This is a genomic window from Testudinibacter sp. 'clade 2', assembly GCF_006227735.1.
Lineage (GTDB): Bacteria > Pseudomonadota > Gammaproteobacteria > Enterobacterales > Pasteurellaceae > Chelonobacter.
In genome coordinates this window covers 22,403-48,323 of sequence record NZ_VDHB01000004.1, presented here as the reverse complement: position 1 = coordinate 48,323, position 25,921 = coordinate 22,403, and the positions used below count along the sequence as shown (strand labels likewise).

The 25,921-nt window shown below is 43.8% G+C and carries 24 protein-coding genes, 1 tRNA gene and 1 pseudogene; 7 read left to right on the top strand and 19 right to left on the bottom strand.

Going from position 1 to position 25,921, the window contains the following annotated elements; translation table 11 throughout:
• Positions 1 to 319 precede the first annotated feature (319 nt).
• On the bottom strand, positions 320 to 424 hold the full coding sequence (locus FHQ30_RS00625; RefSeq protein ID WP_139610686.1) for a methionine/alanine import family NSS transporter small subunit: 105 nt from the start codon (positions 422 to 424) through the stop codon (positions 320 to 322).
• A 178-nt stretch (positions 425 to 602) separates the two neighbouring features.
• Positions 603 to 2,090, bottom strand: a pseudogene (locus FHQ30_RS00620) (sodium-dependent transporter); the annotation flags it as partial.
• Positions 2,091 to 2,367: 277 nt separating this feature from the next.
• Between FHQ30_RS00620 and FHQ30_RS00615 the strand changes: the two are divergent.
• A complete protein-coding gene (locus tag FHQ30_RS00615; RefSeq protein ID WP_139610684.1) occupies positions 2,368 to 2,967 on the top strand; it encodes a nitroreductase family protein in 600 nt (199 codons plus the stop codon).
• 68 nt (positions 2,968 to 3,035) lie between these two features.
• Here the strand turns inward: FHQ30_RS00615 and FHQ30_RS00610 are convergent, their stop codons facing one another.
• The 17 genes from FHQ30_RS00610 to selA all read right to left on the bottom strand — a co-directional run bounded on the left by FHQ30_RS00610 (position 3,036) and on the right by selA (position 19,263).
• Positions 3,036 to 4,598 (bottom strand): AbgT family transporter, encoded by a 1,563-nt coding sequence (locus FHQ30_RS00610; RefSeq protein WP_139610683.1) that lies wholly within the window; start codon positions 4,596 to 4,598, stop codon positions 3,036 to 3,038.
• A gap of 123 nt (positions 4,599 to 4,721) precedes the next feature.
• Entirely contained in the window at positions 4,722 to 5,531 is an 810-nt protein-coding gene (aroE, locus tag FHQ30_RS00605; protein WP_139610682.1) for a shikimate dehydrogenase, read from the bottom strand.
• Positions 5,532 to 6,074: a GNAT family N-acetyltransferase gene (locus tag FHQ30_RS00600; RefSeq protein WP_139610681.1), complete on the bottom strand. Its 543-nt coding sequence runs from the start codon at positions 6,072 to 6,074 to the stop codon at positions 5,532 to 5,534.
• 2 nt (positions 6,075 to 6,076) lie between these two features.
• A complete protein-coding gene (tsaC, locus tag FHQ30_RS00595; protein WP_139610680.1) occupies positions 6,077 to 6,631 on the bottom strand; it encodes an L-threonylcarbamoyladenylate synthase type 1 TsaC in 555 nt (184 codons plus the stop codon).
• 3 nt (positions 6,632 to 6,634) lie between these two features.
• Complete coding sequence (locus tag FHQ30_RS00590; protein WP_139610679.1) at positions 6,635 to 7,177, bottom strand: DNA topoisomerase family protein; 543 nt, start codon at positions 7,175 to 7,177, stop codon at positions 6,635 to 6,637.
• A gap of 72 nt (positions 7,178 to 7,249) precedes the next feature.
• Positions 7,250 to 7,687 carry a type II toxin-antitoxin system HicB family antitoxin gene (locus FHQ30_RS00585; protein WP_139610678.1) on the bottom strand — a complete coding sequence of 146 codons (438 nt, stop codon included), beginning with the start codon at positions 7,685 to 7,687 and terminating at the stop codon, positions 7,250 to 7,252.
• 24 nt (positions 7,688 to 7,711) lie between these two features.
• Positions 7,712 to 7,894: a type II toxin-antitoxin system HicA family toxin gene (locus FHQ30_RS00580; RefSeq protein WP_139610677.1), complete on the bottom strand. Its 183-nt coding sequence runs from the start codon at positions 7,892 to 7,894 to the stop codon at positions 7,712 to 7,714.
• Between the two features lie 58 nt (positions 7,895 to 7,952).
• The gene (gene dprA, locus FHQ30_RS00575) at positions 7,953 to 9,104 is read right to left on the bottom strand and encodes a DNA-processing protein DprA (protein ID WP_139610676.1); all 1,152 of its coding nucleotides are present in this window, start codon (positions 9,102 to 9,104) and stop codon (positions 7,953 to 7,955) included.
• A gap of 102 nt (positions 9,105 to 9,206) precedes the next feature.
• A complete protein-coding gene (locus tag FHQ30_RS00570; RefSeq protein WP_139610675.1) occupies positions 9,207 to 10,202 on the bottom strand; it encodes an FUSC family protein in 996 nt (331 codons plus the stop codon).
• Positions 10,203 to 10,211: 9 nt separating this feature from the next.
• Positions 10,212 to 10,907 carry a c-type lysozyme inhibitor gene (locus tag FHQ30_RS13395; RefSeq protein ID WP_267963769.1) on the bottom strand — a complete coding sequence of 232 codons (696 nt, stop codon included), beginning with the start codon at positions 10,905 to 10,907 and terminating at the stop codon, positions 10,212 to 10,214.
• Positions 10,908 to 11,076: 169 nt separating this feature from the next.
• A complete protein-coding gene (mscL, locus tag FHQ30_RS00560) occupies positions 11,077 to 11,475 on the bottom strand; it encodes a large-conductance mechanosensitive channel protein MscL (protein ID WP_139610674.1) in 399 nt (132 codons plus the stop codon).
• A 183-nt stretch (positions 11,476 to 11,658) separates the two neighbouring features.
• Positions 11,659 to 13,035 carry a Trk system potassium transporter TrkA gene (trkA, locus tag FHQ30_RS00555; RefSeq protein WP_139610673.1) on the bottom strand — a complete coding sequence of 459 codons (1,377 nt, stop codon included), beginning with the start codon at positions 13,033 to 13,035 and terminating at the stop codon, positions 11,659 to 11,661.
• A gap of 14 nt (positions 13,036 to 13,049) precedes the next feature.
• Entirely contained in the window at positions 13,050 to 14,351 is a 1,302-nt protein-coding gene (gene rsmB, locus FHQ30_RS00550; RefSeq protein WP_139610672.1) for a 16S rRNA (cytosine(967)-C(5))-methyltransferase RsmB, read from the bottom strand.
• 21 nt (positions 14,352 to 14,372) lie between these two features.
• Positions 14,373 to 15,332 (bottom strand): methionyl-tRNA formyltransferase, encoded by a 960-nt coding sequence (gene fmt, locus FHQ30_RS00545; RefSeq protein WP_139610671.1) that lies wholly within the window; start codon positions 15,330 to 15,332, stop codon positions 14,373 to 14,375.
• Between the two features lie 80 nt (positions 15,333 to 15,412).
• Complete coding sequence (gene def, locus FHQ30_RS00540) at positions 15,413 to 15,919, bottom strand: peptide deformylase (protein ID WP_139610670.1); 507 nt, start codon at positions 15,917 to 15,919, stop codon at positions 15,413 to 15,415.
• 81 nt (positions 15,920 to 16,000) lie between these two features.
• Complete coding sequence (gene selB / locus FHQ30_RS00535; protein ID WP_139610669.1) at positions 16,001 to 17,875, bottom strand: selenocysteine-specific translation elongation factor; 1,875 nt, start codon at positions 17,873 to 17,875, stop codon at positions 16,001 to 16,003.
• A complete protein-coding gene (gene selA, locus FHQ30_RS00530) occupies positions 17,872 to 19,263 on the bottom strand; it encodes an L-seryl-tRNA(Sec) selenium transferase (protein ID WP_139610668.1) in 1,392 nt (463 codons plus the stop codon). Before selA ends, selB begins: the two co-directional genes overlap by 4 nt.
• A gap of 98 nt (positions 19,264 to 19,361) precedes the next feature.
• Here selA and FHQ30_RS13190 point away from each other — a divergent pair.
• From FHQ30_RS13190 to rsmG, 6 genes are all read left to right on the top strand, one after another.
• Positions 19,362 to 19,456, top strand: a tRNA-Sec gene (locus FHQ30_RS13190).
• Between the two features lie 427 nt (positions 19,457 to 19,883).
• Positions 19,884 to 20,624, top strand: a complete 741-nt coding sequence (locus tag FHQ30_RS00525) for a Fic family protein (protein WP_139610667.1) — start codon at positions 19,884 to 19,886, stop codon at positions 20,622 to 20,624.
• Positions 20,625 to 20,878: 254 nt separating this feature from the next.
• Positions 20,879 to 22,354, top strand: coding sequence for a TrkH family potassium uptake protein (locus FHQ30_RS00520; protein WP_267963768.1), 1,476 nt, complete (start codon positions 20,879 to 20,881; stop codon positions 22,352 to 22,354).
• Between the two features lie 19 nt (positions 22,355 to 22,373).
• Positions 22,374 to 22,835, top strand: coding sequence for an FMN-binding protein MioC (gene mioC / locus FHQ30_RS00515; RefSeq protein ID WP_139610666.1), 462 nt, complete (start codon positions 22,374 to 22,376; stop codon positions 22,833 to 22,835).
• 435 nt (positions 22,836 to 23,270) lie between these two features.
• Positions 23,271 to 25,163, top strand: coding sequence for a tRNA uridine-5-carboxymethylaminomethyl(34) synthesis enzyme MnmG (gene mnmG / locus FHQ30_RS00510; RefSeq protein WP_139610665.1), 1,893 nt, complete (start codon positions 23,271 to 23,273; stop codon positions 25,161 to 25,163).
• On the top strand, positions 25,160 to 25,792 hold the full coding sequence (gene rsmG / locus FHQ30_RS00505; RefSeq protein WP_139610664.1) for a 16S rRNA (guanine(527)-N(7))-methyltransferase RsmG: 633 nt from the start codon (positions 25,160 to 25,162) through the stop codon (positions 25,790 to 25,792). The genes mnmG and rsmG overlap by 4 nt, the downstream gene beginning before the upstream one ends.
• Positions 25,793 to 25,921: the final 129 nt, after the last annotated feature.

Sequence of the window (25,921 nt, the reverse complement as noted above, 5' to 3'; positions counted from 1 at the left end):
ACTCATTAAGACTTTAGTTTATTTTTTACGTCCTACTGAAACTCAGTAAGACTTCACCAATGTCTTGCACAAGTGCCCACACAGATTGTCTGATATATTGTTAAAGAACAGTCACAACCAACCAACTTCCATTCAGAACGCTGCGTCGTTGTGAGGTGCGCATTATAGACATTCAGAAATTCTTTGCAACCCCTTTTTCTCACTTTTTTTCTGTTTTTTATCAAGCGGTGGTTTTTTATCCGAAACACAGCTCTTTGGGTATAAAAAAGGCGATAACTTGCTCAATTGCAGGTTATCGCCGATTTTTATTGCTTAATATTTAATCTTCGGATTTCTCTTCCGGCAAGCGCTTCACTGCCACAATCAATCCACCCCAGATAATCACTAACGCAATAACCATCATAATAATTGCTGAAGTACTCATTTTTCTTCTCCTATTACTCTTTATCCGTCATTTGATTAACCGGTCCATCTTGCGTTGCTACACTCAAACCAGCGGATTCACGTAATTTAATCACTTTATAATCCAATTGACGATCCAAAATCGGTGGTGCCACTGGCGCACCATCAATATCATGCTGATATAATCCGGAGCGTTTTGACCAATTCAAACGCGATAGCAAAAATGAAACCACCACGATCCCGATTGCCATGCCCCAACCAAAGGTATTCACAAACCAAGTCGGATAACCGCCATAGCCTTCTGACAGACGTTTTACAATCTCGGTAATTAAAATATAGCCCAGCATAACCGGGGTTACACCACCTACAAAGAGTTGCCATTTACGCCCTAAGCGAAATGAAGAAGTGGCATTTAAATGATTGCGTAAACTTGGCAATGCGCTGATACCAGCAACCAAGAACACGACAGAAATCAACGCAACCGCCACAATACCAAAGTTATTAACATAGGAATCGACCACATCGAGCAGCGACAATCCGGTTGTCGTTGGAAATAATAAAACTGAAACCAACATCATTGGCACACTAACAATCAGTGTTGCTTTCACTCGTCCCATTCCCAATTTGTCTTGCACTGATGCAATGATAACTTCTAAAATTGAAATAAGCGAAGTCAAGCCGGCAAATACTAACGAACCGAAGAATAAAATTCCAATTAATTCGCCAAATGGTGCTTGAGAAATAATTGTTGGAAAGGCAATAAATGCCAGCCCAATACCGGAGGCTGCCACCTCAGAAACCGGCTTACCTGCCGCTGCTGCCATAAAACCAAGTGCTGCAAACACCCCAATACCCGCCAATACTTCAAAGCTGCTGTTAGCAAAACCCACCACCAAGCCAGAACCCGTCAAGTCTTCTTTTTTCTTCAGATAAGACGAATAAGTCAACATAATGCCGAAACCTACTGACAATGAGAAGAAGATCTGCCCGTATGCAGCCACCCAAACCGAAGCATCACTTAATTTTGACCAATCCGGTGTAAACAACGTATCCAACCCTTGCACCGCGCCCGGTAAAAATAGCGAACGTACCACCAAAATAAGGAACATCAACAACAATAATGGAATAAAAATTGATGACGATTTTGCGATACCCTTTTGTACCCCTAATGCCAAAATGCCGATAGAAACCAACCAAACCGCCAACAAAGGCCAGGTTACCGATGCCACAAAGTCAAAACTAACACCCGGCTCACTCGACATCTTCAAGTAATCATTAAAGAAGAAGCTGCTTGGATCCGCACCCCAACTATGATTAATCGAAAAGAAAGTATAAGATGTGGCCCAACCGATAATCACGGCATAATATAAGCCGATGATCACGCAAATCATCACCTGCCACCAACCGATAGTTTCCATGCCGCCAAATAAACGACGAAATGCCAGTGGCGGAGAACCACGATATTTGTGCCCGATCGCATAATCCAAAAACAGGAGTGGAATCCCTGCCGTTAACAATGCGACAACATAAGGTAAAATAAATGCACCACCCCCGTTCTCATAAGCTACATAAGGGAAACGCCAAATGTTTCCCAGCCCAACAGCGGAACCAATCGCCGCAAAAATAAAAGCACGGCGCCCGGAAAATGTCTCACGTGAAGACGGCATACCTGCATTATGTTGAGACATACCTCAACCTCCTAAAGTTATTGTCATTATTTAAAGAATAAGAATAGATAATATCTAACGGTGAGAACTATATAGTAAATTTTCATTTAAAAAAAGTACCTTGCTTTAAAAAATCACCATTAAATTGCTTTAATTGCTATTTAATTATCTTACAAACCGCACTTTTATACCTGATTATTTCCTGTGATAAAATGATGCATCAACATTTTCGCCATTTACAACTGCAATTATTCAAAATAAGATGCTAAAAACAGCCATTTAATCAGGAGAAAATACCATGTCTAAATTTAACGCATTACAAAAAAATCGCCGCTCAATTTATAGTATCGGTAAAAATGTTACATTATCACAAGATCAACTTACTGCTTTAATTAAAGACGCTGTGCGCGAAGCGCCGTCCTCTTTCAACTCACAATCTTCCCGCGCAGTTATTTTGTTCGGTGCAGAACATGAAAGGCTATGGAACATTGTATTAGATACATTACGCAGCATGATCCCGGCAGAAGCTTTTGCCGCCACAGAGACCAAAGTAAACAACTGCTTTAAAGCCGGTTTCGGTACTGTATTATATTTTGAAGATCAAGACGTGGTAACCGGCTTGCAACAGCAATTCGCTGCTTATGCCGACAACTTCCCCATTTGGTCAGAACAAGCCAGCGGCATCGCACAGTATGCAGTTTGGTTAGCCTTAGCAGAAGCCGGAGTAGGTGCAACCTTACAACATTACAACCCAATTATCGACGAAACTGTTGCCAAAACTTGGGGCATTCCGGCAAGCTGGAAACTACGAGCCCAAATGCCATTCGGCAGCATCGAAGCCACCGCCGGTGAAAAAACCTATATGGATGATGAACAGCGGTTTAAAGTTTTTGGGTAAATTTTAAAACTCATATCTGAAGCAAAAGGCTCAAAATTTTGATTTAATTTTGAGCCTTTATTTTATATTCAACTAGGGTAATGAATTGGTGATCCAGGACCAACAGGTAAACCAAAGATAAATACCCATAAGAAAAACAATGTTGACCACGCTGCTAAAAATGCTATCGAATACGGCAACATCATAGAAACCAAGGTTCCTACTCCAGCATCCTTACGATATTTGATTACTGTTGCCATAATTAAACCGAAATAACTCATCATCGGCGTAATAATATTGGTTACAGAATCACCAATACGATAAGCCGCTTGAATAATTTCCGGTGAATAACCTGCCAACATTAGCATTGGCACAAAAATCGGGGCTGTAACTGCCCACTGTGCAGAAGCAGAGCCAATCATTAAATTAATAAGAGCGCAAATTAAAATAAACCCAATGAACAGCAAACCACCATGTAATCCTATTTCATTTAAGAAATTAGCACCTTTTACCGCAATAACTTGACCAATATTAGTCCAATTGAAAAACGCGACAAATTGAGACGCAAAGAAAATAATCACCAAATATAAACCTAGTGTACTCATGGATTCCGCCATAGCATCAACCACATCTTTATTTGTGCGTATTGTTTTTGCTATCCAACCATAAACAATACCAGGAATAGCAAACAATATAAAAATAAATACGACTATTGATTTTAAAAATGGCGAACCGCTAACTAATTTTGTTTGTGGATCCCGCAACATACCATTTTCCGGTATCACACTTAATGCCAATAAAACGCATAAAAACAGAAAAGTGACTGTTGCATAATATAAGGCTTTCTTTTCTATCGAGGTTAATTGAGAGGATTGCTTTGCTGCGATTTCATCACTGCCTAAAGTTACATTATAAGGTCCTAATTGCGGCTCGACCACCTTTTCGGTGATCCAGTAACCGATAATTGAAATCACAAAAGTGCTGACAAACATAAAATACCAATTAGCCTCAACACCAACAGTATAGTTCGGATCAATAATTTGTGCTGCCTGTTGAGTTATCCCGGCTAATAGTGGATCAATGGTGCCAAGTAATAAATTGGCAGAATATCCACCCGATACTCCGGCAAAAGCTGCCGCTAAACCGGCTAACGGATGCCGCCCTAACGAGTGAAAAATAATAGCCGACAACGGAATTAATACCACATATCCTAATTCTGCCGCAGTATTCGACATAATTCCTGCAAAAACAATCGCTAAAGTTGTCAATTTTTTGGGTGCTTTCATCACAACTAGACGCATTCCAGCAGAAAGTAATCCGGCTTTTTCTGCAATTCCAACCCCAAGTAGGGCGACTAAAACCGTACCGAGTGGCGCAAAACTAGTGAAATTTTTTACTAAATTGGTCAAAATTTTAATAATGCCATCTTGATTTAATAAACTAACTACATAAATCATGCCATCCGCACTGCGTCCGGCAGCTCCCTCTGGACGCGGATCGGACACTGATACACCAAAATATTCACCCAGTGCAGAAGATATAAGTAGGATTACAATAAAATAGAAGAATAGAATGACGGGATGTGGTAAGGCATTTCCAAGCCATTCGACTGTGCGTAAAAACTTGCTGCCACCGCTGTTTATCTCTTTCATAATGATATGCTCCCTATGTTTTAAATTAAAGATAACAACCATCTAATACACTGGGATTGTACTATGAAAATATTTACATAACCGTCATTATGTAACATTAATATAACCAAAAATCTATCTGGATCACAAATTTAGATTTTTTAATAGCGTTGAAACCTCCGGCATCACCCCAAACCACACTTCAAAGGCGTGTGCTGCTTGTCCGATCAGCATGCCAATGCCATCGCTGGTTTGAGTTGTGCCGCACTGTTTCGCCCAAGCGATAAAGGGCGTGTCCGAACCTTTGGCATATTGCATATCATATGCCAGACCGCACTTTTGCATAATTTTAGATTTAATTTCAACCACTTTTCCTTGTAACCCTAATGAAGTGGCATTGATAATCACATCAAACGGCTTCACGGGAATCTGATCCAATTCGACTGCTCGAATGCTACCGTAAGACTGAAATTTATCCGCCAGTTGTTGTGCCTTGGCTAAAGTGCGGTTTGCCAGCGTGATCTGCTGCTGTGCTTGCAATAACGGCAACAACACGCCTTTGGTTGCGCCGCCTGCACCCAGAATCAAAATCCGCTGTTGTGGTTGCAGCCAACCTAAGCGCTGCAAATCCGTCACCAACCCGGCTCCGTCGGTATTGTCGGCATATAAGCGTCCGTCAGGCAATTTTTTCAGCGTATTACAAGCCTCCGCCACTAAACAACGTTCACTGTGCAAATCCGCCAAACGGAATGCTCGCTCTTTAAATGGCGCCGTAATATTACACCCCTGTCCGCCGGAGGCAAAAAATTGCGCCAGTTGCTGTTCAAACCGCACTTCATCACCTAACATTCGTTGATAATCCAGCGTAATATTTTGCTGTTGGGCAAAATGCTGCTGAATTTCAGGCGATTTACTCTGTGCTATCGGGTTGCCCCACACGGCATATTTGTTCATTTATAGTCTTTTCCATTCTCGTTTTAACATACTGTAAATTTCACAATCAACGAAATGACCATCCGTTAATAAAATTCCATCACGTTGGACACCTTCTAAAATAAATCCCAACCGTTGTGGTATTTTTTGGCTGGCGACATTCTCCACGGCACAATTGATCTGCACTCGATTGATTGCTAATTCGCTGAATGCGTAATCCACCAGCGCCGCAACCGAACGCGTGATAATCCCGTTTTTTTGCAACGATTCGATCAGCCAATAACCGATTTCCAGTTTTAAATTATGACTATCCGCCATATTAAATCCAATCAAGCCGCCGAATTTACCTCGATAGCTTATTTTGAATACTTGCTCGGCTTTTTTATGTTGCAACGAGCGAATAAACGCTAAAGAATCAGCCACTTCGCGAGTCAATGCCACAAATGGCAACCATCGCCCTAAATAAGTGCGGTTATGGTCGATAGCATCAAAAATTAACTCAGCATCGATTTCCTGAATGGCTTGCAGCTCAATCTCATGGCTGACAGTTAATTGTTGTCTCATATTTATGCTCGAATCTGTTGGTTGGTCAAAATATCTCGAATTTCTGATGGCTTTTCCGCACCGCCAACCGCACTTTGCAATACTGGAAAATCGGTACCAAATTGCGCTCGCACCTCTTGAGCCGTGCGGCAAGGCGGCATGCCGCTTAGGTTTGCGCTGGTTGAGGTCAGTGCCGTTTGCGTCGCTTCACAAAGTGCGGTCACCGCCGGATGACGACACAAACGAATCGCAATGCTGTCAAATTCACCCGTTAAAAAAACGGGAGCAAGCGCACTTTTAGGCACCAGCCAAGTCATCGGGCGATCATATTCCGCCTGCAAGCGTTGCCAGTGTTCGTGGCTTAATCGGCGTTGATCGATAAACGGCAGCAGCAAATCCAAGTGCGGTGCGACCAAAATCAACCCTTTTTCAAGCGGGCGTTGTTTTAATGCCAGTAATTTCAACACCGCACTTTCACTGCGCGGATCGCACCCCAAACCAAAAACCGCTTCCGTCGGATATGCGATAACCTGTTGTTGTTTAATATAATTGGCTAATTGAGGAATGGTGTAATTCATAATCTAGTCACATTGAAAGTGGTGGCGACACGCTTTATTGCAACATTGGTAACCACCATCTTGCTGTTGGAATGATAGGCTGTAACCGCACTTTGGACAAGGCTGTGTTTCCGGTTTATGCGGCAGATTAAAACGACAGCGCGGAAATTGATCACAACCATAAAACGTTTTTCCTTGCCGCCCGCGCCGAGCCAGTAAATATCCTTTACCACAAACCGGACAAGGAATCGACTGCTGTTGAGCCTCGTTGGTTTCAGTTTGCTCGTGTGCAATATAATGACACTCCGGAAAATGGCTACAACCGATAAACATGCCGTAATGCCCTTGCCGCAATACCAATGAATGCCCACACTGCGGACAAGCCTGCGGTAAAATCTTCAAAATTTTGGCTTCGCTTGTTTGCAGCGGTTTTAAATAATCACAAGCAGGATACGCCGAACAACCTAAAAACAGCCCCTTTTTTCCTTGTTTCAATTGCAACGGCGCACCGCACTTTGGACAAAACTCGGTATGGTGCGGGGCTTCAAAAAGCGGGGATTTAGTCATGGTTTAACCCATAATAGTGATGAATAGCACTATCTTAACCCGAATCGGATTGCTCGGCAAAAGATAACTATTTTAAGACGACGCACTTAATTCATGTTGTGATGCCACCGCTAAAAAATGGCTGCGATCACGATAGCGACCACCACTAGCACCAACTTTAGTGTCGATCCGATTAATCAAATACGACGGAAGGCTGATATTAATTCGCTGCTTTTTCCCCATATATTCACTGACATCAACATCAATCAGCAACCAAGTATCAATATGATCAAAATCCCCTACTTTTTGATATTCAATAAATCCGTTATCTTGAATAGACATCACATCAAAGCCATTTTCAAGCATGTCCGCCAAAATCATTGTAATCGCATCTTTCACCATTTCAGGTATCTGTTCAACGCTATCAGCCGCACTAAAGCAACTATACTGCTCATTAAACAGTGCAGGAACTATCATTCCATAAGCCTCATTGTCATTTTTAGGGTATTCAACTCCAACGGTAAACAACATCTCTTCTTCTCCTAAAATATGGGATTAAATGCCTGCTGATCTTTTAATCGATTTTAATGTACCGATCGGTAAATTCATTTTGGGATGAGGTACAGAAAATCGTTTATTGGTTTTCGCAGAATACCAAATTTGGTGATCGCCTTTTCCATGTCGAATAAACTCACAACCGTTTGCCTTAAGTTCCTTAATTAGATCACTTGATCGCATAATCCTACCTAATTCAGCCTTTAATTCTACACACTAACACACACAAAACAACGTATTTCTAACACCGACAATAACCACCGCTGACCGTACAAATTGCCCCCTCCAGCTCCAATTCCAACAACTGTGAAAGAACCTCCGAAATCGGCAAATTAAGTGCAGTTGCCAAATCATCGGCGCTAATTGCTTGATAGCCAATATGGCGGTACAGTTCGGGATAGGCCACCGCACTTTTCTCATTTTCTGTAAGTTGTTGCACTGGCTGTATTGGTGATGGTTTAATTTTTGCTGTGTCAGGCACAACTGGGTGAATAGGTGTTAACATTTCGGATTGTGATGGATAAGCGGATAAATTTTCCAAAATATCCTGATAACTTTCCACCAGCAAAGCGCCCTGTTTAATCAGGCTGTGGCAGCCACGGCTAAATCGGTTCTGAACCGCCCCCGGCAGGGCAAACACCTCACGATTTTGCTCCAAAGCATAACGCGCGGTGATCAGCGAACCGCTCTTTACATCGGCTTCAACCACCAACGTGCCCAAACTCAAGCCACTGATAATCCGATTACGGCGTGGGAAATTTTCTGCCAACGGCGCTTGATTGGGAATAAATTCCGAAACCAGCGCGCCTTGTTCGATAATCTGCTGTGCCAATGACTGGTTACATTTTGGGTAGATCCGATTCAAGCCACTACCCAACACCGCAATCGTTTTACCGCCGCTTTCCAGCGCTGCACGGTGGCTGTAGCTATCTATCCCTAACGCCATGCCGCTGGTAATCACATAACCTTGCAGACTCAATTGCGCAGCAAAATAGCGGCTCCAATATTCGCCATAATCCGAACAATCACGGCTGCCGACCATCGCGATTTGTCGCTGGTGCAATAAGTTGCGATCGCCTTGCAGGTAAAGAATCAACGGTGCCGAGGCGATTTGTTTCAGCAAAAAAGGATAGTCAGCGTCAAAAATTGTGATCACCTGATTGACCGCACTTTGCGCCTGCCACGCCAACACCGGCTCGATATACTCTTTTTTCGGCTGCAACCAGCGTTGAATCTGACGCGAATCCAACCCCAAATGCGCCCATTCTACCGCCCCGTATTCCAACAACTGTTGCACCGAAACCTGTTTAAGCAAGCGCAATACCGCACTTGAACCAAAATTTGGAATTTGATTAAGACGAAGTAACAATTCTAACGGTATGTTTAACGACATAATGATCAGCTACAAGATTAAAGAGCTTTATCATCGCAACAACTACCGCACTTTAAACGACTTTAGAATTATTTTTGGAAGCGGGATCGTAAAAATGAATGATCAAACCCGCAAAACCCGTCCAACAATAATTGCGATGGCACCGCCGATCAGGGTGGCGATTAAGCGGTGTTCGGTGGTGGCTATGGGGTCGCCGTGACCAATGGCGATTAAAAATACGATAGTGGCGGCAACAGTTCCGCTGTAAAGCCCGTAGTGGGCTCTTTGCATTGCAAATGCCAGACCAACGGTGATGACCAAACTGATCAACAAAATTATGAAATTGTCGTGAAACAGATAAATAATCAAGGTAGCGATGCAGCAACCAATGACAGTTCCGGTTAAACGGTTGATACCACGTTTCAGGGAATCTTGAGAAGTAGGTCTTAAAATCAGCAAAGCCGACATAGGTGCCCAGTAATCATTTTTTAAACTGATACTTTGTGCCGTATACAGTGCCAAAGCAACCGCAATTGCACCTGCACAGACAAAACGCAGTGAGAGATTGCTGGCAAGCGGATTAGTGGTTGGTAATGGAGCGGCAATGTTAGGAATGAGCCGAGCTAAAAGTGCGGTACAACCAATTTGCAAGGCGCCGCCCAATAACACAAACACGGTACGCAAAACGGCATGTTCTAAATGGTTCGGGAAATATGAAGCGACCAGAAAAGCAATGATGATCTGCAACATGACCCACCACCAATTGTTGTCATAACTGGCAATAGCTGCACAAGCTGCGGCTAAAAGTGCGGTTATCACCATCACTACAGATGGATAAAAACCGAGCAATGAGCCAGCAAATGCCGCCAATGCCATGCCGGCAACTGCAACGATCATCGCCCCCCAACGCATTGAACACAAGGTGTGAGACGCCCCCAATCCAACGGAAAAAGCGGTGCTGATCATCACCACCGCCATAATTGGATTTAGCAATGAACTGAATGCCAAAACAACAATAATGGCGGGAACACATAATATCGCTTCCCGCCAATAAATGTCACCACACCATTGCCGTAATATTGTTAGCTGTTGTTTGAGTGGCATAGTAGATAACATCATTTTGCCAGATTAATCTGCGCGACAATCACTCAAAATCGGGCTGTCATTGGCGCCGACCAAATCTGCAGTGTTGCCTTTGGTATAGAGTTTATAAGCATAATCCGGATTGATGGCTTGATAGTTTGCGCCTGATGCCATTGAGATGCTTTGCATCGGCACCATTTCACCCATTTGGTTGATCACCGCATAGCTGTTGTTTGGCGTGTTGAGGTAGACAACTTCCAACACTTTGTTATCACGACAGGCATACAGCACTTTGTTGACTTCCTGTGGGCTATCCCCAGCGGCTACAGGCTGGTTAGCTTGATTCGTAATCTCAATTTTTAAGGTATAAGGCGATTCCGTGCCGCGGCGAGCAAAAGTGCGCATTTGCAACACCCGCACTTCATATTTACCGCTTTCCGGCAGCACATAGCTGTCCCCCACCACATAATCGTCACGATCAAACAGCACCATTTCGGCATGAGCGTTGCTGTCGAGCACTGCGTTCAGCACTTGCCCTTTCTTAGCGCTAAAATAATAGCTGTCATAGTTATAACCTTTTACGCTTCCTTTATAAGTTGCTGAGCTTTCACCTTTTTTGAATTGTACGGTTTTAGCAACCGTTGGTTTATCATTAGCTGCTAGTGCCGGAACTGTTGATAAAAGTGTGGTCGCAGTAAACACCGCCAAGAATACTTTTTTGATTACTGTTGATAATTGCATTATCAAACTCCTTATTTTTAAATAATAATTTAAATATAACTTTGTCATCAGCACATCGATGATAAAAGTTAGACAAGTTAAAGTGCGGTTTGTTGTAACTTTTGGTCAAAAACAACAAAAAAACCCTTTCGGTATCAACCGAAAGGGTTATTAAAAACGTATCGTTTAATTATTTTTTCAATAAATCACGAATTTCTGTCAATAATTTTTCTTCATTTGATGGTTCTGCCGGTGCTTCTTCTTCGGCCGGTTTTTCACGTTTTAATTTATTCAACGCTTTAATCATCATAAAGATTGCAAAGGCAATGATGATGAAATCAAATACGTTTTGAATAAATGCACCGTAGTTTAACGTCACTGCCGGGGTTTCACCAACCGCTTGTTGTAACACAATATTTAAGTCTTTGAAATCAACACCGCCGGTGAAAATGCCCAGTACCGGCATCACAATATCGCCAACCAATGAACTGACAATTTTGCCGAAAGCGCCACCGATGATCACACCGACAGCCATATCAACCACATTGCCACGCATGGCAAATTCGCGAAACTCTTTAATCATACTCATAAAATAATCCTTGTGTTTGTATAAAATAACATCAAATCAATTGATGGGCGGTATTATAGTTATAACGTTTTAAATGTAAAGTTATATTTCGATAAAATCGTTTTTTATCGTTAATGATAATATTGGTAAATAAGCAATATAAAATAGGTTATATTGCTTATTTATTCCACTCATATTGCCAAATCAAATAAAAAATGGCGTAGGCAAAAAGAGTTTTTCAATATCAGGAACTTGTTTTTTATCACTTAAAAACAGCACCACATGATCATTGTCTTCAATCACCACATGGTTATGGGCAATAATCACCTCTTCGCCACGCAAGATCGCCCCAATAATACAACCTGCCGGCAGTTTCAGTGCCGCAATTTTTCGCCCGACGATATTCGAAGTGTCGACATCACCGTGCGCCACCAGCTCTATCGCTTCGGCATTGCCTTTACGCAACGCCACTACATTGCGTACATCACCTTTGCGTACATGCCCCAATAATGCTGAAATAGTAGCCTGCTGCGGTGAAAAACCGATATCGATGGTACCACCCTGAATCAGATTTAAATAAGCAATCCGTTGAATCAACACCATCGCTTTGGCTGCCCCCAGCCGTTTTGCCAACAACGCCGCCATGATATTGGCTTCATCATCACTGGTCAGCGCAATGAACACATCAATATTCTCGATATGCTCTTCAAACAACAACGCTTGGTCAGAAGCGTCACCGGCAAAGACTAAGGTTTTAGACAATTTTTCTGCCAACTGCTCTGCCCGCTGCGGATTGCGCTCAATCAGTTTAACCCGACAGCGGTCTTCCAGATATTTTGCTAAACCGGCACCAATATTGCCGCCGCCGATAATCATCACACGCCGATAAGGACGCTCCAAACGCTGCAATTCACTCATCACGGCGCGAATATGAGGCGTGGCACAGATAAACACCACTTCATCGCCCGCTTCAATAATAGTCGAAGCTTGTGGACGAATAGCCCGTTCTTGACGGGTTATCGACACAATCCTTGCATCCAAATGAGGTAGATGCTCTTTCAACGCCGAAATTGCATAACCGACCAATGGGCCACCATAATAGGCTTTAACCGCCACCAGACTGATGCGTCCATCGGCAAAATGGGCGATTTGCAAGGCGCCGGGATAATCGATTAAACGGGCAATATCGTCAATCACCAGTTTTTCCGGGGCAATAATATGATCGATAGGAATCACATCCGGCTGGAACAAGCGCTCTTTCTCGCGCAGATATTCATTTTCACGGATTCGGGCAATTTTACTTGGTGTTCCGAACAACGTATAGGCAATTTGGCTGGCAACCATATTCGTTTCATCGGAACTGGTGACCGCCACCAGCATATCGGCATCGGCAGCGCCGGCTTCACGCAGCACTCTGGGCGAAGATGCATTGCCCAGAATCACGCGCAAATCGAATTTGTCTTGCAAGTGGTTCAAGCGCTCTGGGTTGTTGTCGATAACAGTAATATCGTTATCTTCACTGACCAGATTTTCTGCCAAGGTTCCACCAACTTGACCCGCACCAAGAATAATGATTTTCATAACCTATCCCTAAATTAAGCCCTTTTGATTAATTTAGCATAAAAGAAGCCGTCACCGCCCTGTTGTTGCGGGAAAAATTGCATAGCAGAGGATTGTCCAAAAATAGCTTCTCGTTTCGCATCGCAATGCTGTGCTAAAAAATGGTCGATTTGCTGTTGATTTTCCTGTTTCAACACCGAACAAGTAGCATATAACAACGTGCCGCCAACCTTTAAACGTGCCCAAAGTGCGGTCAAAATTTGTTGTTGCAGCGCACTCAACGCCTCAATATCTTGTTCACGGCGCAGCCATTTAATATCTGGATGACGACGAATCACCCCGGTTGCAGAGCAAGGCGCGTCGAGCAAAATTCGATCAAACATCACCCCCTCAGCCAGCCACTGTTGCGGCTGACTGGCATCACCACAGATCACTTCAGCCTGTTGATTTAGCCGTTGCAAGTTTTGCTCAACCCGTTGCAAACGATGCACTTCCACATCTAAGGCGATCACTTGCGCCTGTGGTGCCAACTCCAAAATATGCGTAGTTTTGCCGCCCGGTGCGGCACAGGCATCTAAAATCAATTCATGATCTTGCGGTTGTAGCAGCAATCCTGCCCATTGAGCATGGCTGTCTTGCACCGTAACCCAACCTTGCTCAAAGTGCGGTAGCTGATTAACGCTGACCGCACTTTGCAAGCGAATCGCACAAGCGGGCTGCTCAGGGCAGATTTCGGCTTGAATGCCTTGCTGAATTAGCCGATCCAAATAGTCTTGGGTTGAGCAATGTTGCAAATTCACCCGCAGCCACATCGGCGGTTTTTGATTATTGGCTTCAACGATTTCACGCCAATCTTGCGGGTAATCTTGCTTCAAACGGTTAACCAGCCATTCCGGATGCAACGTTTGCCAATGTTTATCCACGATGGCTAAAATGTCCGCCTGCTCACGCAAAAAACGCCGCAACACGCCATTGAGCAACGAACGAAAACTGTCGTTTTTTAAGGCACTTGCCGCATTCACCACTTCATCAACTGCCGCATGTGGCGGAATACGCATATACAACAATTGGTACAGCCCCACCAACAGCAAACAATGCACAATCCGGGTTTTGCCCTTCAGCGGTTTTTGCACCAATAAGCCGATAATCCGCTCTAAGCGTGGCAACACTCGACAAATGCCAAAACAGATCTCTTGTAATAGTGGTTGATCTTGGGGTTTAACTTGGTGCGCCATGTCAGGCAGCAAAGCTGACAACGATTTGCCTTGATCCAATACCTGCAATAAAATTTGGGCGGCAACCGCTCTGACTGATAAGTTTTTTTTAATCTGCTTCATCTAATCGATTCCAAACAACATTTAGGCCAAAACAGTGCCGATCGGGAACCAATCACGGCGCGAATTCAACAGCTCCTGCGCGGTCATCGGTTTTTTCCCTGCCGGTTGCAACAACGTTAAATTCAACACCCCATCAGCAGTGGCGATCTGAATCCCCTGTTTATCCGCTGCCAAAATCGTACCGGGCTGTTTTTCAACCGACGGCAGCACTTGCGCCTGATAAACTTTGACACTTTGCGTTTGTTGATTGCCGTCTTGCGTGACTAAATAGCTGATCGGCCACGGATTAAACGCGCGAATACAGCGTTCCAATTGTGCCGCCGACAATTGCCAATCCAGCTTGGCTTCTTCTTTGCTTAATTTCTGCGCATAATTGCTATGCGCCTCGTCCTGTTTTTCCGGCTTAAATTTGCTGCTTTGCAAGCCGTTCAACACCTCAAGCAACGCATTCGGTGCGATTTGCGCCAGTTTTTGATACAGTGACGTTGAAGTTTCATCGGCTGCTAACGGACAGCGAACTTTGTGCAGCATATCGCCCGTATCCAAACCAATATCCATCTGCATAATCGTCACGCCACTTTCTGCATCGCCAGCCCAAACCGCTCTTTGAATCGGTGCTGCGCCACGCCAACGGGGCAGTAACGAACCGTGTACATTTAAGCAACCAAAACGCGGGGCATCCAGCACCGCTTGCGGCAACAGCAAACCGTATGCCACCACCACCATTACATCGGCATTCAGTGCTGCTAATTGCTGTTGTGCTTCGCTATTACGCAATGATTTTGGCTGATAAACCGGCAAATTGTGCTGTTCTGCCAACTGTTTGACCGCACTTTGCTGTAATTTTTTGCCACGACCGGCGGGTTTATCCGGTTGGGTATAAACCGCAACCACCTTGTGTTGGCTGTTGAATAACGCCTGCAAATGTTGTGCGGCAAAATCCGGCGTACCGGCGAAGATAATATTCAAGGGTTTTTGCATAATGTGCTACGCCATCTAAAAATTGTCAGAATATTGAGATAAAACAAATAACCTCTCAATCGAGAGGCTATTGACCGGCTTTATTTTGCATTTAAACGGTTTTGTTTTTCCATTTTTTGCTTGATCCGCTGTCTTTTCAACGGGGATAAATAATCAACAAACAACACGCCGTTTAAGTGGTCGATTTCATGCTGAATACAGATTGCCAACAGCTCATCGGCCTCTAAAGTAAAGGGATTACCGTGGCGATCTAACGCTTTCACCGTCACTTTTTCTTTGCGCGGCACTAAACCACGGCAGCCGGGAATCGACAAACAGCCCTCTTCAATCCCGATTTCACCCGAGGAAGCCAAAATTTCAGGATTAATCAACACGATTTGCTGCTGTTTATCACCTTCAATATCAATCACGATAATTTGACGGTGAATATCCACTTGGGTGGCTGCCAAGCCGATGCCTTCGTCGTGATACATGGTGTCGAACATATCGTCGATGATCGCACGCACTGCATCGTCAACGTTGTCCACCAACGCCGCTTTATTGCGCAGGCGTTCATCGGGGTATTTTAATACGGTTAAAATACTCATAAATCTCTCTTACTTTTCCGGATAAAAACTGTTAATCGTTTATTTTAGCCACTTTTTAAGCATAAAGGAATAAAAGTGCGGTTAAGCTTCAAAAATATCGCCGTCACGCAACAAATGCACATCCCCTTTGCGTCGCAAAAAACCGCACTTATCAAAATACTCGATCAATTGCACTGTCATTTTACGCCCGAATTGCAGTTGATCACGCAATTCATTCACTGAAATTGCGCCGTGCTGCTGAATATGCTGTTTAATTTGGCTAGCATACGCCACAACGGTTTCACTCAGGAAAAAACGGTCTTTGATGATGGCGGTCAAATAGCCGAGCTTACCGGCTTTATATAAAAAATTGCGCATTTGTTGCTCGTCCACCGCCAACATTTTGGCCAAATCGCGCACCCACAGCGCTTGTTTATCGGCGCTGAAAATCGGTTTAACCCGCTGCCACAACTGCTGTTCGTCACTGGTGAATTCAATTTTATGATCGGGCAGATGTATCCAACCACGGGTTTGTGCCAGCTGTCCAGCGTCGAGCAACGCCTCAATCAAATGGTAAATCAATTCAATCGGCTGCTTCAAACACGCCATGCGCTGCAAGCGGGCTTTGGAAATCCCCAATTGATCGGTGTGTTGCTGGTGATAAAGCTGTACGGCTTGCAACAACCGTTGCTGCTGTTGCTGCCGATAATCTTGATCAAACAGATATTGACGCACTCTTTCAAAACCAAGTTGTTGTTGCAGTTGTGAAAATTGTGAATCAGTTAGCTGTTCCAACCAGCAAACCGCACTTTTGTCCACACAACCCTGCTGCAAATATAGCGCCAAACGTTGCTGGCTGTTTTGACTGTTTGCCAACTGCCACAAATACGCCAAGCGCATTTCGCTGCGTTTATAACGTGCCGGTGAATTGATTTCCAACACTTTCGCCCCGGCAAGCGTCTGTTTGTTGTCGCCGCTGCGGAGAATCAACTTATCACCAAACAGCAAAAACAACGGCACTTGCAACACCACTTCAGCCAACACTTTTTCACCACTTGCCGCCACATTTTGTTGCAACAAGGTCAATTTGCCGACTGTGTGGGCAGCTGCGTGGTAAAGATGAATCGGCTGGCTGGCTTTCAAGGTTTGAATCGGATCCAGTAACAAGGTGATCCGATCACTGCGATAGGCTTGATGATGCGAAAACAACCAGTCGCCTCGTTCAATTTTGTGTTGCTCTGCAGCACCAAGATTAATGGCTAAACGTTGTCCCGCCTGACCCTGCTGTGCCGCTTGATTTTGCGCATGGATATTTTTCACCCGCAGCGCTTGTTTCAAATTGGTGGATAAAAACAGCGTATCATCCAACGCCACTTGCCCAGCAAACGCAGTACCTGTCACGACTTTTCCGGCACCTTTAATGTGAAAAACCCGGTCAATCGCATAACGGAACGGCTGCTCGCTTTGCTGGCTGTCCACCAGGGTGGCAAGATAATCTCGCAGTTCAGTAATCCCCCGCCCAGACAGCGTAGAAGTAACAAAAACCGCACTTTTACCCCTGCTTTGCGCCAAAAACGGATAGCGCTGGAACAGCGTTTGTTGCAGTTGAACAGCTTGTGCTTCTGTAACCTTGTCCGCTTTGGTGATCACTAAGAGAATTTGTTTAAAATCCAATAACTTGAGCAAGGTTAAGTGTTCGTCGGTTTGCGGTTTGATGCCTTCATCGGCAGCGACAACCAACATGGCATAATCCACGCCGCCCAGTCCGGCAAGCATATTGGATAAAAAGCGTTCATGCCCGGGCACATCAATAAATCCCAAAACGTTACCGTTCGCCAACGGCAGATAGGCATAGCCTAAATCAATCGTCATGCCGCGTTTTTTTTCTTCCGGCAAATGGGTGGTGTCGGTACCCGTCAAAGCATGAATAAGTGCGGTTTTGCCGTGATCAACATGCCCGGCGCTGACAATAATCATAGTTCGTCCAAAATGGTTAAAAGTTGTTGCGGATTGGCAACGCTGCGTAGATCAAGCCACAATTTTTGCTGTTCGATTCGTCCGATAATCGGCTGGCTGAGCTGTTTCAACGAGCGGATCAACTGCATTAACTCCTCATTTTTGCCCGAGTGCGGTTGCAGCGTCACCGCAAGTGACGGAATACGGTGCAGCGGTTGCGATCCACTACCGAGCTGTGCCGAACTGGATTCGATTTGCAACTGATAGTCAGCACTCAGTTTTTCCTGTAGTTTTTGTAACAGTAGCTCAGCAATTTGCTGTAATTCATCTAGATTCTGAGTTAGCAAACGCAAGGTTGGATTGGTTGTGGTTAAGGTATCCGCAAAAAGATAGTCGCGTAATGTGGCTTCCAAGCCGGCTAAGATCACTTTGTCACAGCGCAAAACCCGTTTCAACGGATGCTGTTGCAAACGGTCGATTAATGCTTTGTTGCCGACAATAATCCCGGCTTGTGGTCCACCAAGCAACTTATCACCGGAAAACGACACCAAATCAACCCCGTCAGCCAACATTTTTTGTGGCGTAGGCTCCGCAGGCAGCCCGTAGCGGCTTAAATCAAGCAACGCACCGCTGCCCAAATCACTGATCAACGGCAAGCCGTGTTGCCGTGCCAATTGTGCCAGTTCCGCTTCGGCAACACTTGCGGTGAAACCGCAAATTTGGTAGTTACTGCAATGAACTTTCATTAAAAGTGCGGTATTTTCGGTAATATTGTGGCTATAATCGGCTAAACAGGTGCGATTGGTGGTGCCGACCTCCACCAGTTTGCAACCGGCTTGCTGCATAATATCCGGAATACGAAATGCACCACCGATTTCGATCAACTCGCCACGGGAAATAATAACCTCTTTACCCGAAGCAAATGTCGCCAATAACAACAACACGGCTGCTGCATTATTATTGACGATACAAGCCGCTTGTGCCCCGCACAGCTGCGCTAGCAATTCACTGATAGCGTGATCGCGGTGGCTGCGTTTGCCCTGCTGTAAATCAAACTCCAACGCCACATTTTCGCACATCGCCGCCAACGCTGCCTGCTGTGCTGCTTCGCCCCACAACGCTCGCCCCAAATTGGTGTGCAAAACGGTGCCGGTCAGATTATGAACCTTTTTAATCGCAACCTGCCGCTGCAATTGCAAATCATGACTCAGTTTTTTATACAACACTGAAAAATCAGTGAAATAGCGCGGTAATTGCTGTTGCTGCTGAATATGTAAACGTGCTTGTTGCAGCAGACTGCGCAACTGATTCACCACCGCCGAATGCCCGAAACGGTCAATCAGCAGCTCTCCTTGCGGCGTACTCAATATTTTGTCAACGGAAGGCAATAAGCGATAAAGAGGATTCATAGCAGCACCGGTTAAAATTATCATGGTAGAATGATTTGATTTTAATGCTATTTTAATTAAAATTCAGTACAATATTGCTACCGAACGCAAAAATCAAAGGAAGATCGTCGTTTCCGGTGAAGCGGCAGGACTTCAAATCCTGTTGAGGCTGCCAGCAGTCTCGGGTGGGTTCAACTCCCATGATCTTCCGCCAACCCACTAATCATAGTTCCTCGCAACTCCTCATCTCACCCGATAAAACCCAGTAAAATCAAGCTTTCTTAATAAATCCATTCGTTATAGTTCGTCATGATTAATCATTCTTTGTCACTTTTTTAGTTCCCTTTTTAGTTCCCTGATCTATACTATTTGCCCAATTCCCTAAATCTACTCCCAAAAAGTGCTGTTTTACTGAAACAGAGAGCGGAAATGTTGCAGCAGTGGGCGGACTATGTAGAGAGCCAAGCACCAGCGCCAATAGTCACCGAATCAACAAGTTAACTGTATGCTTGTACAGTATGATCAATTATGGTTAAATATGACGAAACTTAGTTAAAAATATATTCACAATGTATAGTTATACAAGAGGAATATAATTGAGTATATAAACCTTAATAATTGAGCATGGCTAGGCTAATAAAATGGCAGATCAACTACAACGCATTGACGAGTTAAAAAATCAATTATCTACATTGCGCCCCTTGAGTGCAGCAGAATTAAAACGGCTGCAAGAAGAATTTATTATCGAATCTTCCTACAACTCAAATGCTATTGAGGGCAACACGCTGACACTACGGGAAACCGCTTTAATTTTGCGTGACGGTATCACCATTGCTGAAAAACCTATCAGAGAGCATTTAGAAGTTATCGGCTACAAAGACGCTTTTAATTATCTGTTTGAGCTGGTGGCAATCCGTGAACCATTGACCGAGCGCACCATTAAAGAGATTCATTCGCTGGTGCTGATGAACGACGCAGAAAATAAAGGCGCGTATAGGCGTGTTCCGGTGCGAATCATGGGCGCAGACAATGAACCGACACAACCGCACTTAATCGCCGAACAAATGGGCGCATTACTTGCCGATTATGCCGACAAACTACAGCACCGGCACCCGATAGAAGCGATAGCATGGCTGCATTTAGCCTTTGAAAGCATTCACCCGTTTATCGACGGCAACGGACGCACAGGACGGCTATTGTTGAATTTTGAATTGATGAAGTGCGGTTATTTACCGATTGATATCAAATTCAGCGACAGAGCAAAATACTATCAATGTTTCGATGACTACCACCACCAGCAACAACCAACGGAATTTCTATCGTTGGTGGCGGGTTATGAGATAGCAGAGTTAGAACGATATATTGCAATTTTAAGCAATTAACATTTAATCTAATTGAGTGCGGCTAGGTGCGGATTGTAGTGATCCACTAATTCAACAGCCCCGAATAAGTTATTTTTGTAAAAACGGGCGGTAAGCCATTATTGTAGCGGCGCGGACGGGTGTAATTATATTACATAATCTTTCACATTCGTTACCGCATTTTGAAATTAGTGGATCACTACACTTCTATAAAAATTGATTTGTCATATCACTTAAACCAATAAATTTGCTTTTCTGATTCGTTGGCGTAATCTATGACAAATCTCAGCCAATCGATAAACCTCATTATGTTTAATTCAGCCTTTATCCTTTACACACTAGGTTCAGTACTGAATAAAATTGCCTATTTATTGCTGTTACCAATCATTACCGCACTTGTCACCAACGGTGACGGATTAGCTGAATTCAGCCAATCATTTGTCATCATTCTGTTCTTTTCGTTTCTGTTGACTTGGAAAAAACCGAGTAATATGGCACTTCGGGTAAAAGATATGTTGCTGATGACCACCTTAATTTGGGTGACTGTCGGGCTTTTTAGTGCCTTACCGTTTATTTTTATTAAACATATCTCTTTGACAGATGCTTATTTTGAAACGATGTCCGGCTTAACCACCACCGGTTCCAGTGTCTTAAGCAATTTGAATAACACCGCGCCAAGTTTGTTGATGTGGCGCTCCACATTGCAATGGATTGGTGGATTGGGGATGATCGTGATGGCGGTGGCAATTTTACCCTTTTTAAACGTCGGCGGTATGACCTTGTTCCGCAGTGAATCCTCCGATTGGTCGGAAAAAAGCACCCCGCATACGAAGGATATCGCTAAAAATATCATTCGAATCTATATTTTGCTGACAATTTTATCCATTGTTGCTTTTATGTTGAGCGGAATGTCTTTTTTTGATGCCATCAATCATACTTTTGCTGCGCTCTCCACCGGTGGTTTTTCCACCCGCGATGCCGGGCTGGCCGATTTCTCCAATGCCGCACAGTGGGTTTGTGCATTGTTTATGTTTTTAGGATCATTGCCTTTTTTACTGTTTTTACAAGCCGCACAAAAACGAAATTTTAAAATTATCGCCTATAACCAACAAATTGTCGGTTTTACGCTGTTTATTGTGGTCACCGGTTTATTTTTAACCGGATACCTTTACCAGCAGCATATTTTTAATTTTAATGACAGTTTACGTTTCAGTTTTTTCTCGTTAATCAATATCTTATCTACCAGTGGTTTTACCTTAGTCAATTTTGATACCTGGACTAGCGCTACCACAATCATTTTTGCATTTGCTTTTTTGATCGGCGGCTGTTCCGGATCGACTGCCGGTGGGATTAAAATTTTCCGTTTTCAAATTATTTTCAGTTTGTTAAAAATTCAAATTCAAACATTAGTTCATCCGAACAGTGTACATTTGCTGCAATATAACGGTAAAAAAGTACAAAATAACACTTTATTTGCGATAATTACCTTCATATTTTGTTATTTCATCAGTATCTTTCTGCTCAGCGTATTACTGGCCATCAGCGGAATGAACGCACTAGACGCCCTCAGCAGTGCTGCAACCGCAATCGGTAATGTCGGGCCGGGGCTGGGTCCTACCGTCGGACCAAGCGGTAATTTTGCGACCATTCCGGAAGCAGCGAAGTGGCTGATGTCGATCGGTATGTTGTTAGGACGATTAGAAATTACCACAATGTTGGTACTACTGTTTCCGAGATATTGGAAAATGTAATAGTTTAACCAGGAATATTATGAAAAATACGATTTGTATCATCAGCGGCAGTACCTTAGGCAGCGCTGAATATTTAGCAGAATACTGTGAAGATCAATTACAACAACAAGGTTACAAAACCGCACTTTTGCACGGTCCTGATTGGCAAGCCATACAAGATTATCGTGAATGGCTGATCATCACCTCTACCCACGGCGCCGGGGAATTACCGGATAATTTATACCCATTGTTTGAACATATCGAAAATGAAGTTGATCAACTTAATCAACTGCATTTTTCAGTTATCGGACTCGGTAACTCAGATTATGATACTTTTTGTTTTGCGGTTGACAAAGTCGAACGGATCCTGCAAAACAAACAGGCAAAAAAACGTTGCCTCTCGTTGAAAATTGATGTGCTACAAAGCCTCGATCATGATCAACAAGCTGGCGAGTGGCTGCCAAATTTATACGATCAACTGAGCAAATCATGTTTAGATTGAAAATTTATCAAAAACTTTAAAAAAAACAGCTGTGGATAACTTAGATCAAATCTGTTTAAAAGCTGTTTTATTTACTTGAATAAAATTAATGCCAACTTTACCTGTGGGTAAAAACACTTTTTATCCACAACAAATTTTGAACAAAACACGATCTTCTCTACAGCTACCAAAGGATCGCAAGATCTTATTTTAAAACAAAAAAAGGATCTTATTCACAAGATCAAGCTCTCCTAATAATAACAATAATAAGATCTTTATATATAAAAAGATCTTTATTTAATAGCTCACGATCTTTTCTCACACCGCTGTTTTAGATCGCGGATCGTGACGATAAATTTCCTTTAACGATCCGACTAAATTCAGTAGAATAACCCGCAATTTTACAATCGATAGATCAGAATCCATCGATCGTTCTCAAAATCAACAAGGCTTTTTATGATTTATACTGACAGTTATGATGTGATCGTCGTTGGCGGTGGTCACGCAGGTACCGAAGCAGCGCTTGCACCTGCTAGAATGGGATTAAAAACACTATTATTAACCCACAATGTTGATACGCTAGGACAAATGTCTTGCAATCCTGCAATCGGTGGGATCGGCAAAGGACATTTGGTGAAAGAGATCGATGCGATGGGTGGATTGATGGCAATCGCAGCGGATCAAGCTGGGATCCAATTTCGGACGTTAAACAGTAGTAAAGGTCCGGCAGTGCGCGCAACCCGTGCCCAAGCAGATCGGGTTTTATATCGCCAGGCCGTTAGGATCGCACTGGAAAATCAAGAAAATTTAGATATTTTTCAGCAAGAAGTGATCGATATTATCTTAGATCAAGATCGTGTCAGCGGTGTAAAAACCAAAATGGGACTAACGTTCCATGCCCGCTCGGTGATCCTGACCGCCGGTACTTTTTTAGCCGGTAAGATCCACATTGGTATGCAGAATTATGTCGGTGGTCGAGCCGGTGATCCGGCGTCGATCATGTTGGCTGATCGCTTGCGCGAACTGAATTTGCGGGTTGATCGGCTGAAAACCGGCACTCCGCCACGACTGGATGCACGCACGATTGACTTTTCAGTATTGGAAAAACAACACGGTGATTCAGTATTGCCGGTATTCTCTTTTATGGGATCAGTGGATCAACATCCCCGTCAGATTCCGTGCTACATCACCCATACCAATGAAAAAGCCCATGATCTAATTCGGGCTAATTTAGATCGCAGCCCGATGTATGCGGGCGTGATCGAAGGGATCGGTCCGCGTTATTGCCCGTCGATCGAAGATAAAGTGATGCGCTTTGCCGAGCGTAACAGCCATCAGATCTATTTAGAACCGGAAGGTTTGACCAGCAATGAGATCTACCCGAACGGGATCTCAACCAGTTTACCGTTTGATGTGCAAATGGGGATCGTCAATTCAATGAAAGGCTTGGAAAAAGCCCGGATTATGAAGCCGGGTTATGCGATCGAATATGATTATTTTGATCCGCGCGATCTGAAACCATCGTTGGAAACCAAAGCGATCAACGGTTTATTTTTTGCCGGACAGATCAACGGTACCACCGGTTATGAAGAGGCGGCGGCGCAAGGTTTGTTAGCCGGGATCAACGCAGGCTTATTTGTACAACAAAAACCGGCTTGGTATCCGCGCCGTGATCAAGCCTATTTGGGGGTATTAGTTGATGACCTTTGCACGTTGGGTACCAAAGAGCCGTATCGGGTATTTACCTCCCGTGCCGAATACCGTCTGTTGCTGCGAGAAGACAATGCCGATTTGCGTTTAACTCCGATTGCCAGAGAATTGGGGTTAATTGATGAAGCGCGTTGGACACGTTTTAATCAAAAATTGGAAAATATTGCACAAGAACAACAGCGGCTGCGCCAAATTTGGATTCACACGCAATCAGCGCATTTAGCGGAAGTGAATAGTATTTTGAATACGCCATTAACCCGTGAAGCCAGTGGTGAAGATCTGTTGCGCCGCCCGGAAGTGGATTATAAAAAACTGACCGCACTTTCGGCTTTCGCACCGGCATGTGCCGACGTCGAAGCCGCAGAACAGGTGGAAATTTCAATCAAATATCAAGGCTATATTGAACATCAACATGAAGAAATTGCACGGCATAAACGGCATGAAAGCACGGCGATTCCAGTGGAGTTTGATTACGATAAAGTCAGCGGACTATCCAATGAAGTGCGGTTAAAACTGATCCAGCATCGTCCGGTATCCATCGGACAGGCATCACGGATTTCAGGCGTCACGCCGGCAGCCATCTCGATTTTGCTGGTTAACTTAAAAAAGCAAGGCATGCTAAAACGTGGTGATGAATGACATTGTATAACCGATTAGATCAATTATTGGCGCAAACCGCACTTTCGCTCACCGATCAGCAAAAACAGCAGCTGGTGGCCTTTGTCGAATTATTGGATAAATGGAATAAGGCTTATAACCTGACTTCAGTGCGGGATCCGCACGAGATGTTGATTAAACATATTCTGGATAGCCTGGTGGTGAGTCCTTATTTACAAGGCAAACGTTTTATTGATGTCGGCACCGGTCCCGGGCTGCCAGGGATTCCGTTGGCCATTATTAACCCCGATCAGCACTATTTTTTGTTAGACAGTTTAGGCAAGCGAATTACCTTTATCCGCCAGGTGATTCGTCAGTTAGGGTTGACTAACGTAACGCCAATTCAAAGCCGAGTGGAGCAATATCAACCCGAAGTGCGGTTTGACGGGGTACTCAGCCGTGCATTTGCTTCGTTAAAGGATATGACTGAATGGTGTCAGCATTTGCTTGATCAATCTGGGCATTTTTATGCTTTGAAAGGAATTTATCATTCGGACGAATTACAGCAATTGGATCTGCAATTTCAGTTACAGCAAAAGATAAAATTGGTTGTGCCGGAACTGGTCGGCGAAAGGCATTTAGTGATTTTGTCCAAGACGGATAAACAATAAATTAGGTTTCAGTATTGAGTGAAAAATAGCAATCCATATTTTATTGTGATAAAAAAGTAAAAAAATTTTAATAAATGTTAACTGAATAACATTTTTAACGGCTTTAATCGTTGCAATAATTAAATCTGA

Bases quoted from the DNA above. Each gene is read 5' to 3' on its own strand.
- FHQ30_RS00600 (WP_139610681.1), bottom strand. From the start codon at position 6,074: ATGAGACAACAATTAACTGTCAGCCATGAGATTGAGCTGCAAGCCATT.
- FHQ30_RS00590 (WP_139610679.1), bottom strand. From the start codon at position 7,177: ATGACTAAATCCCCGCTTTTTGAAGCCCCGCACCATACCGAGTTTTGT.
- FHQ30_RS00610 (WP_139610683.1), bottom strand. From the start codon at position 4,598: ATGAAAGAGATAAACAGCGGTGGCAGCAAGTTTTTACGCACAGTCGAA.
- trkA (WP_139610673.1), bottom strand. From the start codon at position 13,035: ATGAAAATCATTATTCTTGGTGCGGGTCAAGTTGGTGGAACCTTGGCA.
- FHQ30_RS00570 (WP_139610675.1), bottom strand. From the start codon at position 10,202: ATGATGTTATCTACTATGCCACTCAAACAACAGCTAACAATATTACGG.
- aroE (WP_139610682.1), bottom strand. From the start codon at position 5,531: ATGAACAAATATGCCGTGTGGGGCAACCCGATAGCACAGAGTAAATCG.
- tsaC (WP_139610680.1), bottom strand. From the start codon at position 6,631: ATGAATTACACCATTCCTCAATTAGCCAATTATATTAAACAACAACAG.
- selA (WP_139610668.1), bottom strand. From the start codon at position 19,263: ATGAATCCTCTTTATCGCTTATTGCCTTCCGTTGACAAAATATTGAGT.
- FHQ30_RS13395 (WP_267963769.1), bottom strand. From the start codon at position 10,907: ATGCAATTATCAACAGTAATCAAAAAAGTATTCTTGGCGGTGTTTACT.
- def (WP_139610670.1), bottom strand. From the start codon at position 15,919: ATGAGTATTTTAACCGTATTAAAATACCCCGATGAACGCCTGCGCAAT.
- FHQ30_RS00580 (WP_139610677.1), bottom strand. From the start codon at position 7,894: ATGCGATCAAGTGATCTAATTAAGGAACTTAAGGCAAACGGTTGTGAG.
- dprA (WP_139610676.1), bottom strand. From the start codon at position 9,104: ATGTCGTTAAACATACCGTTAGAATTGTTACTTCGTCTTAATCAAATT.
- FHQ30_RS00585 (WP_139610678.1), bottom strand. From the start codon at position 7,687: ATGTTGTTTACCGTTGGAGTTGAATACCCTAAAAATGACAATGAGGCT.
- fmt (WP_139610671.1), bottom strand. From the start codon at position 15,332: ATGCAAAAACCCTTGAATATTATCTTCGCCGGTACGCCGGATTTTGCC.
- FHQ30_RS00525 (WP_139610667.1), top strand. From the start codon at position 19,884: ATGGCAGATCAACTACAACGCATTGACGAGTTAAAAAATCAATTATCT.
- FHQ30_RS00625 (WP_139610686.1), bottom strand. From the start codon at position 424: ATGAGTACTTCAGCAATTATTATGATGGTTATTGCGTTAGTGATTATC.
- selB (WP_139610669.1), bottom strand. From the start codon at position 17,875: ATGATTATTGTCAGCGCCGGGCATGTTGATCACGGCAAAACCGCACTT.
- mioC (WP_139610666.1), top strand. From the start codon at position 22,374: ATGAAAAATACGATTTGTATCATCAGCGGCAGTACCTTAGGCAGCGCT.
- rsmB (WP_139610672.1), bottom strand. From the start codon at position 14,351: ATGAAGCAGATTAAAAAAAACTTATCAGTCAGAGCGGTTGCCGCCCAA.
- rsmG (WP_139610664.1), top strand. From the start codon at position 25,160: ATGACATTGTATAACCGATTAGATCAATTATTGGCGCAAACCGCACTT.
- FHQ30_RS00520 (WP_267963768.1), top strand. From the start codon at position 20,879: ATGACAAATCTCAGCCAATCGATAAACCTCATTATGTTTAATTCAGCC.
- FHQ30_RS00615 (WP_139610684.1), top strand. From the start codon at position 2,368: ATGTCTAAATTTAACGCATTACAAAAAAATCGCCGCTCAATTTATAGT.
- mnmG (WP_139610665.1), top strand. From the start codon at position 23,271: ATGATTTATACTGACAGTTATGATGTGATCGTCGTTGGCGGTGGTCAC.
- mscL (WP_139610674.1), bottom strand. From the start codon at position 11,475: ATGAGTATGATTAAAGAGTTTCGCGAATTTGCCATGCGTGGCAATGTG.